This window comes from Segatella copri (assembly GCF_026015465.1).
Classification (GTDB): domain Bacteria; phylum Bacteroidota; class Bacteroidia; order Bacteroidales; family Bacteroidaceae; genus Prevotella; species Prevotella copri_E.
The window spans coordinates 206,134-221,189 of the sequence record NZ_JAPDUQ010000004.1 but is presented as its reverse complement, the minus strand read 5'-3'; the positions used below and the strand labels follow the sequence as shown (position 1 = coordinate 221,189).

General features: G+C 46.7%; 16 protein-coding genes. 14 read left to right on the top strand and 2 right to left on the bottom strand.

Annotation, left to right across the window (positions count from 1 at the left end):
• Positions 1 to 141 precede the first annotated feature (141 nt).
• The 9 genes from ONT08_RS14270 to ONT08_RS14230 all read left to right on the top strand — a co-directional run bounded on the left by ONT08_RS14270 (position 142) and on the right by ONT08_RS14230 (position 7,077).
• On the top strand, positions 142 to 450 hold the full coding sequence (locus ONT08_RS14270; RefSeq protein WP_264960270.1) for an AAA family ATPase: 309 nt from the start codon (positions 142 to 144) through the stop codon (positions 448 to 450).
• A 117-nt stretch (positions 451 to 567) separates the two neighbouring features.
• Positions 568 to 2,043, top strand: coding sequence for an HIRAN domain-containing protein (locus ONT08_RS14265; RefSeq protein WP_264960269.1), 1,476 nt, complete (start codon positions 568 to 570; stop codon positions 2,041 to 2,043).
• Between the two features lie 294 nt (positions 2,044 to 2,337).
• Entirely contained in the window at positions 2,338 to 2,616 is a 279-nt protein-coding gene (locus ONT08_RS14260) for a DUF3127 domain-containing protein (RefSeq protein WP_119250262.1), read from the top strand.
• A gap of 126 nt (positions 2,617 to 2,742) precedes the next feature.
• Entirely contained in the window at positions 2,743 to 3,126 is a 384-nt protein-coding gene (locus ONT08_RS14255) for a hypothetical protein (protein WP_119235740.1), read from the top strand.
• Positions 3,127 to 3,396: 270 nt separating this feature from the next.
• Positions 3,397 to 4,737, top strand: a complete 1,341-nt coding sequence (locus tag ONT08_RS14250) for a hypothetical protein (protein WP_254974961.1) — start codon at positions 3,397 to 3,399, stop codon at positions 4,735 to 4,737.
• A 26-nt stretch (positions 4,738 to 4,763) separates the two neighbouring features.
• The gene (locus ONT08_RS14245) at positions 4,764 to 5,825 is read left to right on the top strand and encodes a CHC2 zinc finger domain-containing protein (protein WP_264960268.1); all 1,062 of its coding nucleotides are present in this window, start codon (positions 4,764 to 4,766) and stop codon (positions 5,823 to 5,825) included.
• Between the two features lie 16 nt (positions 5,826 to 5,841).
• Positions 5,842 to 6,063: a DUF4248 domain-containing protein gene (locus ONT08_RS14240; protein WP_117586186.1), complete on the top strand. Its 222-nt coding sequence runs from the start codon at positions 5,842 to 5,844 to the stop codon at positions 6,061 to 6,063.
• Between the two features lie 146 nt (positions 6,064 to 6,209).
• Entirely contained in the window at positions 6,210 to 6,470 is a 261-nt protein-coding gene (locus ONT08_RS14235) for a hypothetical protein (RefSeq protein ID WP_151200846.1), read from the top strand.
• A gap of 55 nt (positions 6,471 to 6,525) precedes the next feature.
• Entirely contained in the window at positions 6,526 to 7,077 is a 552-nt protein-coding gene (locus ONT08_RS14230) for a hypothetical protein (RefSeq protein ID WP_006846604.1), read from the top strand.
• Positions 7,078 to 7,188: 111 nt separating this feature from the next.
• On the opposite strand, the gene ONT08_RS14225 is transcribed toward ONT08_RS14230, so the two are convergent.
• On the bottom strand, positions 7,189 to 9,051 hold the full coding sequence (locus ONT08_RS14225) for an SLC13 family permease (protein WP_264960267.1): 1,863 nt from the start codon (positions 9,049 to 9,051) through the stop codon (positions 7,189 to 7,191).
• Positions 9,052 to 9,179: 128 nt separating this feature from the next.
• Here ONT08_RS14225 and ONT08_RS14220 point away from each other — a divergent pair, with 128 nt between their 5' ends.
• The 3 genes from ONT08_RS14220 (at position 9,180) to ONT08_RS14210 (ending at position 10,359) form a co-directional block, all read left to right on the top strand.
• Entirely contained in the window at positions 9,180 to 9,668 is a 489-nt protein-coding gene (locus tag ONT08_RS14220) for a low molecular weight protein-tyrosine-phosphatase (protein WP_022121675.1), read from the top strand.
• A 123-nt stretch (positions 9,669 to 9,791) separates the two neighbouring features.
• The gene (locus tag ONT08_RS14215) at positions 9,792 to 10,082 is read left to right on the top strand and encodes a DUF4160 domain-containing protein (RefSeq protein ID WP_118200076.1); all 291 of its coding nucleotides are present in this window, start codon (positions 9,792 to 9,794) and stop codon (positions 10,080 to 10,082) included.
• A gap of 4 nt (positions 10,083 to 10,086) precedes the next feature.
• Positions 10,087 to 10,359, top strand: a complete 273-nt coding sequence (locus ONT08_RS14210; protein WP_117691669.1) for a DUF2442 domain-containing protein — start codon at positions 10,087 to 10,089, stop codon at positions 10,357 to 10,359.
• A gap of 67 nt (positions 10,360 to 10,426) precedes the next feature.
• Here ONT08_RS14210 and mnmA read toward each other — a convergent pair whose 3' ends face one another.
• Entirely contained in the window at positions 10,427 to 11,506 is a 1,080-nt protein-coding gene (gene mnmA, locus ONT08_RS14205) for a tRNA 2-thiouridine(34) synthase MnmA (protein ID WP_040552972.1), read from the bottom strand.
• 275 nt (positions 11,507 to 11,781) lie between these two features.
• On the opposite strand from mnmA, the gene ONT08_RS14200 reads away from it, so the two are divergent.
• Complete coding sequence (locus ONT08_RS14200; protein WP_117691671.1) at positions 11,782 to 13,470, top strand: putative transporter; 1,689 nt, start codon at positions 11,782 to 11,784, stop codon at positions 13,468 to 13,470.
• Between the two features lie 6 nt (positions 13,471 to 13,476).
• Positions 13,477 to 14,928, top strand: coding sequence for a threonine/serine ThrE exporter family protein (locus ONT08_RS14195; RefSeq protein ID WP_182429193.1), 1,452 nt, complete (start codon positions 13,477 to 13,479; stop codon positions 14,926 to 14,928).
• Positions 14,929 to 15,056: the final 128 nt, after the last annotated feature.

Genomic DNA, 15,056 nt, shown 5'->3' with positions numbered 1-15,056 from the left:
AAAACCTCTTTAAAATAGGAAAAACTACGGAAGACACGGCTTTTAATATTAAATAACGTGATTTTTTCACGAAAACAGAATTTTAATTTTGCACTTCTGCTTTTTTATCGTATATTTGCACCACTATAAAAAAGAACAGCTATGATACAGGAATTTCAAATACAAAACTTCTTCAGCATCAGAGAAAGTCAAACGCTAAGTTTCCTTCCTACTAATGATGACAAGATGAGAAGCCAATACCTATACGAAGTGGCAGAAGGTGTTGAACTCCTCAAGATTGGTATCGTGTATGGTAGCAACGCCAGCGGCAAAACCACCCTGCTCGATGCCCTGTCATTCTTCCGCCGCACCATGCTCGACAAGCCGGAAAACAAGAATATGGAAATGGGTACATTCCTTTTCTTCTGGATAATCACAGCCGCAAGAAGCACTTCCTGTTACAGATGCTGAAAGCGAGCGACTTCATTTACCATTCCTTGGAAGTATTTATCTAGATAAGGAGGATTAGACCGAGTTGTATGGAGAGTATAAAAACATTATATAGAAAACTTAATAATATAGATAAAAATGAATTTTGAGATTACAGCAATCAGATACCAAATGCCTGGAAAGAATTTCGAGGAAAAGACCAAAAATGCCAAAGATTTTGTAGCACAGCTACCTATTCCATCTATGGTCTATTTGAAAAGAGAACCAGATAATGTTTATAGTTCAAACGCTATCGCCGTGTACTATCAGAACTACAACAAGATTGGTTATATATCAGAAAACTATACAAAAGAAATACAACGTGTATTTCCCCCAGAGCTGTCCTCTACAACAATAGTAAAGGCTAAGGTGATAGGCAAGATTGGCAACATCACTTTAACGGCAGATGTTGACACCCCCAAGGAATGCCTATTGGCCCCCGAACCATACAAAAGACGAATCGCTCCATCCCCATTTGATATTTCCATGCCATTCATGGAGGAAGAGAATAAGATTGAATTGGTTACTAACTTACTGCTACCAAGAGATTTTAATGATAAGGATGCCGAAGAACTCATTAATCTAAGTGAGTACTACTACACCCAAATTCCCCTAACACTCTGCGATGTTGATTGCAAAAACACAAGTCGCATTCTCAACAAGTTGAAAGATTTCACAAACAATCACCCTGCAATATCAAGTTCAACTAAAAAGAAATTAGAAGATCTCTGCCATAAAATCCAGAACCTTGTGGCAAATATACATAGAGAAGAGGATAGAAACAAGATTTACGAGAACCATCTGGCAAGAATGAAAGAGTTTTTCTCAAATGAAAAGGATGGATTTTTTAAAAGATACGACGACAACTATCTAAAAGCACCACTGGATCTGGCTAAAACGGATATTCTAAAATCTGAACTCAACAGACTGATAGATTGGCTAGACAAAGTGCCAAGAGGTATATTCCACTCCCACAACTTGCAAAAGAAAGATATCGTACCACAAATGCGTTATCTGCACCTTTCAAGAAGAGAAATGTATGATATCATGGGTACCGAACTTGTGGTTTTAAGACTCAAAGAGCAACTCTATCAAAACGAGTCAATGTCTAATCAGGAATCCAATACAGACCAACAAAACGTAGTTCCTGATGAAGTAATCATCCCACACGACTGTAGAGAAGCTATTATTAAAATAATGAAGCCTACATTTACTTTACCCAATGGAGTTGTGATGAATTCAAGAAATCAAATTATAAAAGCAGTTTCTGTGATTGACTTGACAACCAATGTACAGGTAGCTATGATGATGGCTGTTGTCATGGAAGTAAAAGCTATTCGTCCAGGAACAAAGTGTATTGATTTTATCCGTGCCTTGATTGGAATTGGAGTGCTAAAGTATAGCGATGAAAAAGCCATAAAAAATATGGCAGATGGAATGAACAGAAAATTGCACGGAAGCCAGAAGAAGGACAAAAAAGTACCTTCACTCCCACCAAAGCATTTACAATGGACGGGAACTGATAGAAATATCGGAGATGCTATCTACAAAGCAATGACTACAAAAGATGTATAATCTGTTGTTTCCTGAAAACTAAATACGCTATAGAAAGCGGCAACGATTATCCTACCAAAGGATAGTGGTTGCCGCTTTTTGTGTTTTTATGGTTCCGATTGATTCCTTGATTTTATTCCGATTGATTCCGAATGATTCCGAATGACTCCGAAAACACTGAATTTCAACGATTTAAAACGAAGAAATTTGCACTTACACGAATATTTCTCCTTAACTTTGCATCAGCTTTCAGCAAGATCGGAGCCACAAACTAAAGAGCCTTAAAGGAAGGTTAGGTCTTGCTTTATTAAGATTATGAACGCAAAATTAATGCGTGTGGTGCAGCAGGGCGAGGCCTTCGCTGTACAGAGTCAGAAGAGTGAGAACGGACAGCTCATGAAATGCAATATCGTGCTACAGGAAATGGGCGGAAAGTTTGAGAACCAATACGTAGCTACTATGCTCGGAAACATGGCTATGTTTAAACTGGCACCGGGCGATGTGGTGGCGGTGACGCTCAGATTTTCTACACGTGAATATAATGGACAGGTGTTCCAGGATATTCTCCTCACTGATATGTATAAATTGAATTGAAAACTCTATCAGTTTTATCGAGTTGCAATCATTTAATTATTAACCGGGTGAAGTGAGTGAAGGAATCTCCGAAGATAAAGTAGCGCTACGTTTCTCGCTTTCTTTACTCTTAAAATTCATTCGATTATGAAAAAGGATTTTAATGACATCCACAAGTTGATGAACTGCCAGCACACTCAGAAGAGCGGCATGGCTTACTACGATGATACTCATTATTTTCTGTTTGCCCCCGATGAGCCTGTGGTGGGCAGCATGCCACGCTTCCACCGTCTCGGCGTTGCACAGCAGTTGAATGACGGCTCCTTCGAATTCGTTCCGAAACCGCAGCTCAAGACGCAGTCGCTGCTGATCAGGAAGCTGGCGCACGGCAGGGTGTCGAAGACCAAGGATGGTGCCATCCAGCTCACCCTGAAGGTTTACTGCGATGAGGGTGTGAACATCAGCGAGGCTATTGCTGCCGAGGCTGAGATAGCACGAGATGCCATCGTTGAGTATCAGCTGAAGAGATAAACTAAAGGATTAGGGCTTTCTAGAAGAAGAGGAATAAGAGAAACAAGAAGAACAAAATCTTCCAATATTCCAGTTCTTCCAATATTCCAAAAAGGGTATTTCAAGACAAAACCTCTTTTTATAGATTCTATAACTAATTAATATATAGATAGTTATATAAAAAAGAAGAGAAAGGAAACCCTCAAAAAATTAATTGGAAGAACTGGAATTGGAAGATTCCCCAAATCCCCACTTCCTCTAAAAAGCTCATTATCAAACAATTATCGAAAAATGAACAAAACAAAATTGAAGTACGACATTACAAAAAACGCCGCTCCGAAGATGCCCAAACTGGGAAAAGGCACCGAATGTGTGCAACTTTTGCTCTCTCAGGTATCAAAAGACATGCACGAACCCCTTGTTCCGATGCTCTTCCCTATTCTTGGAGCGCAGGTCAGCGGCACGGAATTTCAGTATCCCGACCTCAGTTGGAAGGAATCATGTGGCATGATGGCCAATCTCGTTGCCGATTCTGGCTGCAATAAAGGACAATTGGGAAACTTAGTGGAAGCCATCTGCCGAAACTTCCGAGAACACGATGAAAAGGAATTGGAGAAGCTCGTGGAGTGGCAAAAACAGATAAAATCCAAGTCGGCAAACAAGGAAAAGCCTGTAAGACCCGACGTGAGTTTCTGGTTTCCACCTGCCGATGTAACCAATGCGGCCTTTATTCTGAACGCCATGGGATGCGAGAACCTGGGCGAAAGAACGCAATACCTCAATCTGCCCGAGGTGGAGATGGCCGACAGGATGTGCGGCGGGCACAAGCAGATTTCGCAGATGCTGCGCAATATCTACGACCGCCAGCGCTCGGGAGCATTAAGAGCTACAGCCGATGGCGTGACCGGTAATCCGGTGCTCCGTGCCAACCTCACCATCTCCTCCACTCCGTATGCAACCCGCAAGTTCTATAAGAACGAGCTCTTCAATGGTACATTCGGGCGAATGGTGTTCTCGTATAAGGCGAGAATGGGACGTGACGGCAGAATTCCGAGACAGGGAAAATATGATGAGGCTTTCTATAAGAAGCTGGATGAGTATATTGTGAAGCTAAGCATCTGCAAGGGCAGGTTCATCATCAAGCCGCTGAATAAACTTACTGACCAGCTGGCTCAAGACATGGCTACACTTGCCGATTTAACTGACGACGATGTATTTTGGGACATTTCGAAGCGTTCCATCGTATCGGCATGGAAGGCGGGTTGCCTGCTCTGGGTGCTGAATAACCAGACTTGGACGAAGTCGATGGGCGAGCTGGTGGAGTGGCTGGTGTATCACGATCTTTGGAGCAAGGCGCAGCTTTTCTCAGATTTGCTGAACCAGGATGCCGACTCGGTGAGCGAGGCTCAGAGAAGAGGGCCGAAGAATCTGCTCGATAATCTGCCTAATCCATTTAACGAGGCGCAGCTTGAAGCACTCCGCATTTCGCAGGGAAAGACAAAGGAGGGCACGAAAAACCAACTTTACAAGTGGGTGCATCGCAAGTTCATCACCTATTGCAGCCAGACGGGGCTTTACACGAAGACGCAGGAGTATCTTACGGGCACGCCGGAGGCGAAGGAGAAGAAATAAACATAATTCTATAAAAAGAAAAATGAATGGAGAAATATGAGATACAGAAACTGCGCGAACTTCCGATAGAGAAGGTCGCGAAAGAGATGGGAATGAAGGTGGAGCACCATAAGGCGCTCTGCCCCTTCCATGACGACCACCACGCCAGCCTCACGTTCAACAAGACCAAGAACAGCTGCAGATGTTATGTCTGCATGAGGAGTTCCATCGGCACCATCGACCTGGTGATGCGATACCTGGGGAAGGATTTTCCGGCGGCTTGCCGATGGCTCGCTGGGGAACATCAGATTCAGCTGGAGGAGGATTCTTCTTCGGAGAAAAACTCTTCCTTTGGGGGCTCTTCATCCGGTGATTCTTCTTCGGGTAATAATTCGGAGAAATCTTCCTTCGATGCAAGCAGGTATGCTAGGTTCTTCGAACATCCCTGGCTCAATCAGGCAGCTCGGAGATTTCTCTTCGAGGAGAGGAAGATTGACTGGAGAGTGGTGAACTGGTGCCGACTGACATCATGGACGGATAAGAAGGGCATCAACTGGCTGCAGATTCCTTACTTCGATACCGATGGGCGGCTTATCGGAATCCAGAACAGGAATCTGGATTACAAGAAGAAAAAATCTTCATCGGGAGGTTGTTCTTCTGAGGGGAATGTTTCTTCTGAAGAAAAAAGTCCGGGCGAAGAAAAGGAGCAGGATGCTCCCCGCTTCCGGTTCCCTTACGGCGCAAGATGCAGCATCTATAACCTGCCGGTTGTGAAGAGACTGGAACCGGGCGAAAGGCTGTTTATTACGGAGGGATGTAGCGACTGCTGGGCGATGCTTTCTGCCGGACATAAGGCGATTGCCATCCCTTCTGCCACGCTTCTCAAACCTGAGGATAAGCAGCTGCTGACGGATATCGGAAGACTGTATCAGGTGGAATTCCATATGTTTCCCGATCAGGATGTACCGGGCGAAAGCCTCTTCATGCAACTTAGGGAGATGCTCCCCCAGCTGGTTCACCACCAGTTGCCACCGGGCTGCAAGGATTTCAGCGAATACTATCTTTTAGGGGCTGCACCTTCCGGGAGCAGGGAGCCGAAGAACAAATGATTAAAAAATTAAGATTATGGAAGATTTTATAAACCGCACGTATACGAAGAAGGAACTGGGGCTGATGTACTTTCCCGAGAGTATGCCACGCACGGCCGTGAATCATCTCATGAGTTGGATTCGGCGATGCCAACCGCTCTGGGATGAATTGCAGGAGATGGGGTATGAAAAGACTTGCAAGTCGTTCACACCCAAGCAGGTGAAGGCTATTATCGATAACCTCGGGGAACCGGGATAAAATGTTCCGCTATCGCATGGTATCGCACGCTATCGCACACCTGATAAATCGGGATTTCGTATCTTTGCATCGTGATTCAGAAAGCGCGCAAAATCACTTGCCCAGTTGGAGAAAAATATCTCCCTAATTGGGAAAATAAAAAAGTAATGAAAACAAGACTCCAAGCCTCGAAACGAGTCGTTTCGCTAGCGAAACTTAACAGGGGGCAGAAAAAAATCATGAACCAGAGCATGAAGGCATTCATCCGGTATCTCATCGTGGCGATCTGCTCAGCCATCGTCACCTTCCTATCCAGCTCCTGCACGGCAGGACTCGTAATCGGAAAGAACCAGCGGCAACATCAGGAGAACAACATCTCCACCAAAGTAGATTCTACCTACTACGTGCCAACCATCACCATCAGGTAGTTTAGAGTTGATAGTTAATAGTTTATAGTATTCACCATTAAAATTTATTGAGATTATGGCAATTAATTTGAAAGCAAAGGAGACCCTTATCCAAGTAGGCGAAATGAAGGGTCAGTACAGATTCATCCTCGGTACCGAACTTTACAACAAGCTCTCAGAGAGCAAGGTTATCAAGGAGGCTGCCATCAGAAGCGGCGTTAGCGTGGGCGTGATGCAGGTTTGCTGGGATGCAGCAGGCGAGGTTATCAAGGCGTGGTGTACCGAAGGCCATTCCGTAGCCGTTCCGGGATTGGGAACCATGCGATTCGGCGTAAGAGCCAAGAGTGTGCCTACCGTAGGCGAAGTGGCTACCAGTCTGATTACCAACCGCCGTGTAATCTTCACCCCAAGCGTTGACATCAAGCGCGAGCTGCAGGAAACCTCCATCCAGATTACCTGTTACGACCGCAACGGCAAGGTGGTGAAAAACGTTACCTCCGACGATAAGGGCGATGTGGAAGACCCAGACAATAACCCAGGTGGCGGCGGTTCGGATAACACCCCGGGCGGCGGAAATACTGAAGGCGGCGGAACCACCGGCGGTAATGAGGGAGACGGTTTGGAGTAAGCGAACTCCCCGAAAAACCGAACAGGAATCCCTGATTTTACTACAATAAGAAAAGAGCCCCTGATGCAAGGAAACGAGCATCAGGGGCTTTTATTTTGATATCAAAAATCCTTAGTAAGGAAACAGGAGCGGAAGAACGAAGGTCATCACAACGCCGATGATAATCTGCAACGGCAAACCTACCTTCACGTAATCCATAAACGTATAGCCACCCGCCTTCATCACCAGCGCATTAGGAGGCGTGGAGAACGGAGAAGCAAAGCACATGCTGGCGCCCAACGTAACCGCAAAGAGGAAGGAATAAGGACTCACACCTACCTGCTGGGCCGCCACCAGGGCAATAGGAGCCATCAGCACAGCCGTGGCAGTATTGCTGATAAACATCGTCATCATAGAAGTGGTGAAGTAAATACCTGCCAAGAGAGCCGTAGGCCCCATCGAACCCAAACTCTCTACCAGCCCCTGAGAAACCAAGGCTGAAGCACCCGTCTTCTCAAGCGCCGTAGACATCGGCATCATGGCGGCTATCAGCACGATGCTCTCCCAGTTGATGGTCTTGTAAGCCGCCTCCACATTCCGGAAACATCCGGCAAAGACGGTCAGCAGTCCGGCGATGATGACCGCCGTGACCGGAGCCACAGGAATGAAATCGAACACCATCATCGCAATCATCAGCAGCATGATGGCAGCCGCCACAGGCGCCTTATAATCCAAGAGCACCTTGTCGGCAGTCTTCTCTGGCTGGTCGATAACCACCCAGTTGCTCGTATCGGTAGCCAGATGAGCCAGATTGGTCCATTCGCCCTGCACCAGGAGCATATCGCCCACATGCAGTTTAGTGGCTATCAGATTGTCGGTAATATATTCATCGCCACGCTTTACGCCCAGCACGTTGATGCCGAAACGCTTGCGCAGATTAGCCTCGCCTATGCGCAGACCGGCAAAATTAGACGTAGGCATCACCACGATTTCGGTCAGTCCCAGATCGTAGAAATCAATCTTCACATCCTTCATCTTCCTGAGGCCGTAATCGCTGGCAAAGCGTTTCATCTTCTCCTCCTCACCTATTATATATAAGGTATCGTGAACCTGAATGGTGCTGCTGCTCTTCGCCATGTTCTGGCTCACATCCTTCACCAGTCCGAGTCTCGATTTCTTCTCGTTTCTTATCTCGATGATACTCACGCCATATTTCTTCTGGATGCTCAGATCCTTCAGGGTTTTGCCCACGATATCCATCTGCTCGCCATTCTCGTCGATTGCGGCAGAAGGGCGGCGGCTAGGCACGATGTAGCGATGCAGATTATCGAGCAGCTGATATTCGTCTACCAGGTCATCAAGCGATTTGCCCTGCTTCTTTTTCTTACCGCTCTGCTTTTTGCTGAGGAAGATTTTGCTGAGCGGCATGAGCACGATGATGCCGATGGCGATGACGATGATGCCCACAGGGAAGAAACTGAAGAAGGCAAGCGGCTGATAACCGCCCTCGGTCAATACTTCATCGATAACCAGGTTGGGCGGCGTACCGATGAGGGTGAGCATTCCACCCAGACTTCCGGCAAAGGCGAGCGGCATGAGGAAACGCGACGACTGCATGCCCGAGCCCGCAGCTATGCTCATGATGATAGGCATCATGAGGGCTACCGTTCCGGTATTGCTCACGAAGGCGCCGATAAAGGAGGTTACGAGCATCACCAGCAGGAAGGTGATGGTTTCGTTGCCGCGCGAGAGCGCCATGAGCTTATTGCCCGCAAGCTTGGCTAGTCCGGTCTGCATGATAGCTCCACCCACCACGAAGAGTCCTATCATCATGATGACGATAGGCGAAGAGAAGCCCGCCAGCGCCTCGGCAGGCGTCAGGATACCCAGAACCAGGAGTGCTGCCAGGGCGGTAAGCGCCACGATGTCGGCCCTCACCCTGCCCCAGATGAATAGGGCTACCGTAATAACCAATATGATAAGTGTTGTTGTCATGTGCTTTTTTTGGCTGCAAATATACGGAAATAAAGTGAGAATTAAGAATTTGTGGGAAGAAAAATGAAGAAAAATCTTGCATAATACAGAGATTTATGCTAACTTTGCAAACAAAAAAAGTTAGCAACATGACAAAGAAAGGTAAACATACTGTATTATTCATCTGCCTGGGCAACATCTGCCGCTCTCCGGCAGCCGAGGGAATCATGAAGAGTCTTGTAGAAAAAGCAGGGCTTCAGGATGAGTTTGAAATCGATTCTGCGGGCATCGGGAGCTGGCACATAGGTCAGTTGCCCGACAGCCGCATGCGCAAATGTGGCGCCGAGCATGGCTACAATTTCAACAGCCATGCCCGCCAGTTCCAGAAGTCAGACTTCGCCCGTTTCGAAACCATCGTGGTAATGGACAACGAAAACTACCGTGCCATTACCTCCATGGCTTCTTCTGAGTCTGATAGGAAGAAAGTTGTGCGCATGGCCGATTTCCTGACCCACCATCGTGAATACACCACCGTTCCCGATCCGTATTATGGCGACTATAGCGACTTCGAACTCGTCATCACGCTTCTCGAAGATGCCTGCCAGGAATTGCTGGACAGCATTATCGGAGAAGGGTAAAAAGTATAAATTCCTATGCAGTTTGATTTTTTAGAGAAATAAATCAATAAAAGTGCTATTGTTTCGCTAAAACTTTGTATCTTTGCAAATAGATTTGTTAAAACAATAAGATTATATTAAATTATGCCTAAAGTACTTCTCTATATAACTGCCAAAATAATATGGAACTTTCTGTTTTACAATACAGATTTCCATGAAAACAGAGCTCATGTTCATGTGGGTAAACGAGGGACAGAAGAACTCTGCAAAATTTGGTTAGAGCCAAATATAGAATTGGCAAAACAAGGTGACTTAACAGATAAGCAGGTCAAAGAAGTGATTAAGATAGCAGAAAAATACCAATCTGAATTACTTCATCAATGGAAGCAGTTCAAGAAAGGTAAGACAATAAAAATCATTAAAATAAAAGAGTAAGAATATGTATCAGAAAGAAGGTTATTGGGATGTGAAGCCAAAGATAAAGGCTTTATCCTTTCCCAAAAGAGGTAAGTTTGAAGTTACCCTGCAAGATGGCCGTTCCATAACGATGCCTATCTCTGCATTCCCAAGCATGAAAAAAGTCCCAGTAAAAGAAAGAAACAACTGGTATCTCATGGGGGGTGGCTTTACTTGGGATTCTTGTCCAGAAGTAATCCATATTGAACAGATTTTGGGCAACTATGCAAATTATGCCCACGAGCAAAATGCCTGAAACAGAATTATAAATATTGGGAGTATTCAGCAAATGAAAAAATGCTGATGATACTCCCTTTTTCTTTTTATACCGTAATCTCGCCCGAGCCATAGCAACGATGATGATGCTCATCATAAACTACACAGAACTGGCCGGGAGCCACACCATGAATCGCCTCTTCTGAATGAATCATCCAGCGGCCGTCTTCCAGCTTTTCTATCGTAGCAGGATGATATTCCGGCGTATGACGAATCTTGAAAGTTACCTTCTGCATCGCAACCTCGCGTGTGAGGAAATGGAAATCATGGAGAGGAAAATCCTTCTTGTAGGCCGACTGCGGATCATAACCATGACTCACATACAGGATATTGTTCTCTACATCCTTCTTAATCACAAACCAGGGACCGCCGCCAAAGCCCAAGCCCTTGCGCTGGCCGATGGTATGAAACCACAAACCCTTGTGCTCGCCTATGCGCTTGCCCGTTTCCATCTCTATGACATCGCCCGGTTTCTCGCCCAGATAACGGCGGATATAATCATTATAATTAATCTGTCCCAGGAAGCAGATTCCCTGACTGTCCTTGCGCTTGGCATTTATCAGATGCTCCTCTTCGGCTATCTCGCGAACCTCATTCTTGATATGATGGCCGATAGGGAAAATCGCTTTTTTCAATTGCCAGCTCTCTATCTGAGCCAGGAAATCGGTCTGGTCTTTTACAGGATCAGGACTCGTAACAAGCCATTTGTCGCCATTTTCATCCGTTTCGGTCTGCGCATAATGCCCCGTGGCGATGAGGTCGTAGTTGTGACCCATCTTCTCATCGAAGGCACCAAACTTAATCAGGCGGTTGCACATCACGTCCGGATTAGGCGTAAAACCAGCCTTCACCTTCTCCATCGTATAACGGGTTACCTCGTTCCAATATTCATGATGACAGTCAACCACTTGCAGCTTGCACCCATACTTTCTGGCCACAGCCGTAGCCATCTCCAGGTCCTCCTCCGAAGAGCAGTCCCACTCCTCTTTCTCCTCAGGACCAATCTTGATGTAGAAGCAATCAGGATGCAGGCCCAGCTGGGCAAACTCCCAAACCACAACCGAACTGTCGACGCCTCCCGAAAGGAGCACGGCAATTCTCTTATCCTTTATTTCGTCAATATTCAGCATATTCTTTCCTGTTTATAATAATCCGGTTGCAAAATTACGAAAAAAAACTGATATAATGAGCAAAGAAAGGGCTAGAAATGCATGAGAAAGAGAAAAGAAAAGCCCGCAAAGCCTATTTACGCTACAGAAAACACTTATAGCCGCATTCGTAGCTTTTAAACATAAAACGAGTTTTGCTTTCGTTTTTATCTATACCTTTGCAATCGATTTCAGAAATCGATAAGAAAGAATGTTTTTGAAAATTCAGTATTTACATTAATAGATAAAGAAAAATGGAGATTTTAAAAAATCTATTTTATGGCTTCCCAGACCTTTGGGGAGGCGGAGTAGCCCACTCTGTGATGATTCTTTCGCTGGTCATCGCCTTGGGTTTGTGTTTAGGTAAGCTCAGAGTAAAAGGTGTTTCCCTGGGCTTGGCTTGGATTCTGTTCATCGGTCTTATCTTTGGACATTTCTCTCTCAATCTTGACGAGCATCTGCTCCACTTTCTCAAGGAGTTTGGCTTGATCCTCTTTGTCTACTCTATCGGTCTGGAGGTAGGTCCGGGCTTCTTCGCTTCGTTCAAGAACGGCGGCAAGAGTCTCAACCTGCTCAGCATGATTGTTGTGGCCCTGAGTATCATTACTACCTTAGTCATCTTCTCATTTTCGGGAACATCCATCACCTCTATGGCAGGTATCCTTTCGGGTGCCGTAACCAACACTCCTGGATTGGGTGCAGCCCAGCAGGCATTCAGCGACCTGCGCCACATCGACGCCCCATCCATCGCAGCCGGCTATGCCATCGCCTATCCTATGGGTGTGCTCGGCGTTATCCTCAGCTTCATTATATTAAGGTTCGCGCTACGCGTAGACAAGCAGAAGGAAGAGGATGAAGCTAAGCGAGGCAAGGGACATCTTGAAGCGATGACCCTGAACACCTTCGCCGTAAAGGTTTCTAACCAGATGGTTTTCAAAGATACCGTCAAGCAGATCCGCTATCTTCTGAAGCGCGACTTCATGGTTTCCAAGATTATCCGTAACAACGGCGAACGCCAGGACGAGGTAGTTAACGGACAGACCGTGATAGAAGAGGGCGACATTCTGCAGATTGTGGCTCATCCTACCGTAGAAGAACCTATCATCGCCCTGCTCGGCGAGAAGGTTGACGTAAAGGACGAGGAATTCAGCAGCGAACTCATCAACCGCCGAATCCTGATTACCAAGCCGGGCATCAACGGCAAGAGCATCAGCCAGTTGCAGATTAGAAGCAACCTTGGCGCCAACATTACCCGCGTGAACAGAAATGGTGTAGACCTCATCGCAACCCCAGACCTGAAACTCCAGTTGGGCGACCGCGTAACCGTAGTGGGCAAGGAACTCGCCATCGCTCATACCGAGAAGGTGCTGGGTAACCAGATGAAGCGTCTGAACTACCCTAACCTCATCCCAATCTTCCTGGGCATCATGCTGGGTTGTATCGTAGCCAACATTCCGTTCTTCATCCCAGGCATCAACGAGAATCTGCGTCTCGGACTTACCGGCGGCCCATTGGTAGTAGCCATTCTGATAGGTTATTTCGGACCGAAATACAACCTCGTTACCTACAATACCATTTCAGCCAACCTGATGCTGCGCGAAATCGGAATCTGCATCTTCCTGGCTTGCGTGGGTCTCGGCACAGGCGAACAGTTTATCCAGACCGTAGCATCAGAAAGCGGACTGACCTGGATACTCTACGGCATCGCCATCACCATGATACCAATCATTCTGGGCGGCATCATCGGCAAGCTCGTGTTCCACATCAACTATTATACATTACTCGGCGTATTGGCAGGTGCCAACACCAACCCTTCTGCCCTGGCTTACGTACGTGAGCAGACTTCGGCAGATGCGCCAACAGTAGGCTATGCGAATGTATATCCATTCGCCATGTTCCTCAGAATTGTAACCATTCAGATTATTATTTTTGTATTCGGATAAACATATATGACAGAAAAAGAATTGAAAACCTGCGCTTGCGTAGAGGACAACTGCAACTGCAAGGAAATAGCAGAATCAGAACTCAGAAGAAAACTCGACTTATTATTACGTACCGGTAGCATTCTCATGGAGAGTGCTGCCGACACATCCCGCATCATGCGAACCATGAAGCGTGCAGCAGCTTTCCTCGGTCTCGACGAGCGATACATGCACCTTTACATCAACTGGAACGTGCTGATGGTAAACTATAGCGACGAGGAGCATTCCTTCTCCAAGTTCCAGAGATGCGAGAAGCACGGTATCAACCTCACCTCTATTTCCCAGGTAAGTAAGCTCACCTGGAAGGCCATCAAGGATAACTATTCACTCGAACAGTATGAGCAGGCCCTGAACGACATCAAGGCCACCCCACGCAGTTTCACCCCTTGGCAGGTAGCCATCGGCGGCGGTTTTGCCTGCGGCGGATTCTGCATCCAGTTCGGTTGCGACTGGCCAGCCTTCTTCTTCTGTTCGCTTGCAGCCATTCTGGGTTTCCGCCTGAGAATGTTCCTGCCAACCAAGGGCTGCAACAACTATGTAGCCATCGGTATTTCGGCTTTCGTAGCCACTCTGATAGCCTGGTTGACCTCATTCCTTTCGCTCAACCCATCGATTGCCGAAGCGCTTCCAGCCTTCATGCATTCAGATACCCCTTGGCATCCGCTGATGGCATGTGCCCTCTTCATCGTGCCGGGAGTTCCACTCATCAACTTTGTGTGCGATATGCTCGACGGATATATTGAGGTGGGAATGGTTCGTGCCCTGAACACCCTGCTGATGCTCTTCGCGATGGCGTTCGGTATCGCCTTCGCTATCCAGGTTTGCCATATCGACAACTTTGTGAAGGATCTTACGATGACTCCTCATCACGAATACTGGGAGTTTGCCATAGCAGCTGCCGTATCGGCCATGGGGTTCTCAACCATCTTCAGCATACCTCGCCGTCTGTTGCCGGTTGTAGCTGTGGGCGGTATCATCGCCGTTTGCTTCCGCAATTTCGTCAATCTGGGTCCATCTAACGGCAACATCGGTCTCGACATGGGTCTGAGCATCGGTTCGCTTGCCGGTTCTGCGCTCATCAGCATCATTGTGATCAAGGCGCGCCATTGGTTCCATACCCCTCACCAATGCATCACCATTCCTAGCGTTATCCCAATGGTACCGGGAGTTCTGATGTATCGCGCCCTGTTCGCCTTCATCGACATGCATGGCGTGGTAGGCGAAGTAACCGTAGGTATGAACAACCTCATCAAGGCTTCGCTCGCCATCATCTGCATCGCCCTTGGTGTGGCAATTCCAAACGTATTCTTCCGCCGTTTCATCGCCGACAACCGCAAGCGCAAGCTGCTTGCCATGCTGGTAGAAAGAAAGAAGAAGAATGGCGAATTCGTAGATTTGCACGAAGTAGAAATCAAATAATCATCTGGTTGGAAATCTGATTTTCATCGGATGATAATCAGAAATTCATCCGATGTTAACCGGTTTTTCATCGGATGATAACCGGATAAAAAGAAGTAGAGATGCGATAAAACACCATTTTATTCTTC

What these genes read in the sequence shown, in the direction of transcription:
- ONT08_RS14260 (WP_119250262.1), top strand. Translation starts at nt 2,338, where the DNA reads ATGAACGCAAAATTAATGCGTGTGGTGCAGCAGGGCGAGGCCTTCGCT.
- ONT08_RS14270 (WP_264960270.1), top strand. Translation starts at nt 142, where the DNA reads ATGATACAGGAATTTCAAATACAAAACTTCTTCAGCATCAGAGAAAGT.
- ONT08_RS14225 (WP_264960267.1), bottom strand. Translation starts at nt 9,051, where the DNA reads ATGACAACAACACTTATCATATTGGTTATTACGGTAGCCCTATTCATC.
- ONT08_RS14255 (WP_119235740.1), top strand. Translation starts at nt 2,743, where the DNA reads ATGAAAAAGGATTTTAATGACATCCACAAGTTGATGAACTGCCAGCAC.
- ONT08_RS14200 (WP_117691671.1), top strand. Translation starts at nt 11,782, where the DNA reads ATGGAGATTTTAAAAAATCTATTTTATGGCTTCCCAGACCTTTGGGGA.
- ONT08_RS14230 (WP_006846604.1), top strand. Translation starts at nt 6,526, where the DNA reads ATGGCAATTAATTTGAAAGCAAAGGAGACCCTTATCCAAGTAGGCGAA.
- ONT08_RS14235 (WP_151200846.1), top strand. Translation starts at nt 6,210, where the DNA reads ATGAAAACAAGACTCCAAGCCTCGAAACGAGTCGTTTCGCTAGCGAAA.
- ONT08_RS14210 (WP_117691669.1), top strand. Translation starts at nt 10,087, where the DNA reads ATGTATCAGAAAGAAGGTTATTGGGATGTGAAGCCAAAGATAAAGGCT.
- ONT08_RS14195 (WP_182429193.1), top strand. Translation starts at nt 13,477, where the DNA reads ATGACAGAAAAAGAATTGAAAACCTGCGCTTGCGTAGAGGACAACTGC.
- ONT08_RS14220 (WP_022121675.1), top strand. Translation starts at nt 9,180, where the DNA reads ATGACAAAGAAAGGTAAACATACTGTATTATTCATCTGCCTGGGCAAC.
- ONT08_RS14245 (WP_264960268.1), top strand. Translation starts at nt 4,764, where the DNA reads ATGGAGAAATATGAGATACAGAAACTGCGCGAACTTCCGATAGAGAAG.
- ONT08_RS14250 (WP_254974961.1), top strand. Translation starts at nt 3,397, where the DNA reads ATGAACAAAACAAAATTGAAGTACGACATTACAAAAAACGCCGCTCCG.
- ONT08_RS14240 (WP_117586186.1), top strand. Translation starts at nt 5,842, where the DNA reads ATGGAAGATTTTATAAACCGCACGTATACGAAGAAGGAACTGGGGCTG.
- ONT08_RS14215 (WP_118200076.1), top strand. Translation starts at nt 9,792, where the DNA reads ATGCCTAAAGTACTTCTCTATATAACTGCCAAAATAATATGGAACTTT.
- ONT08_RS14265 (WP_264960269.1), top strand. Translation starts at nt 568, where the DNA reads ATGAATTTTGAGATTACAGCAATCAGATACCAAATGCCTGGAAAGAAT.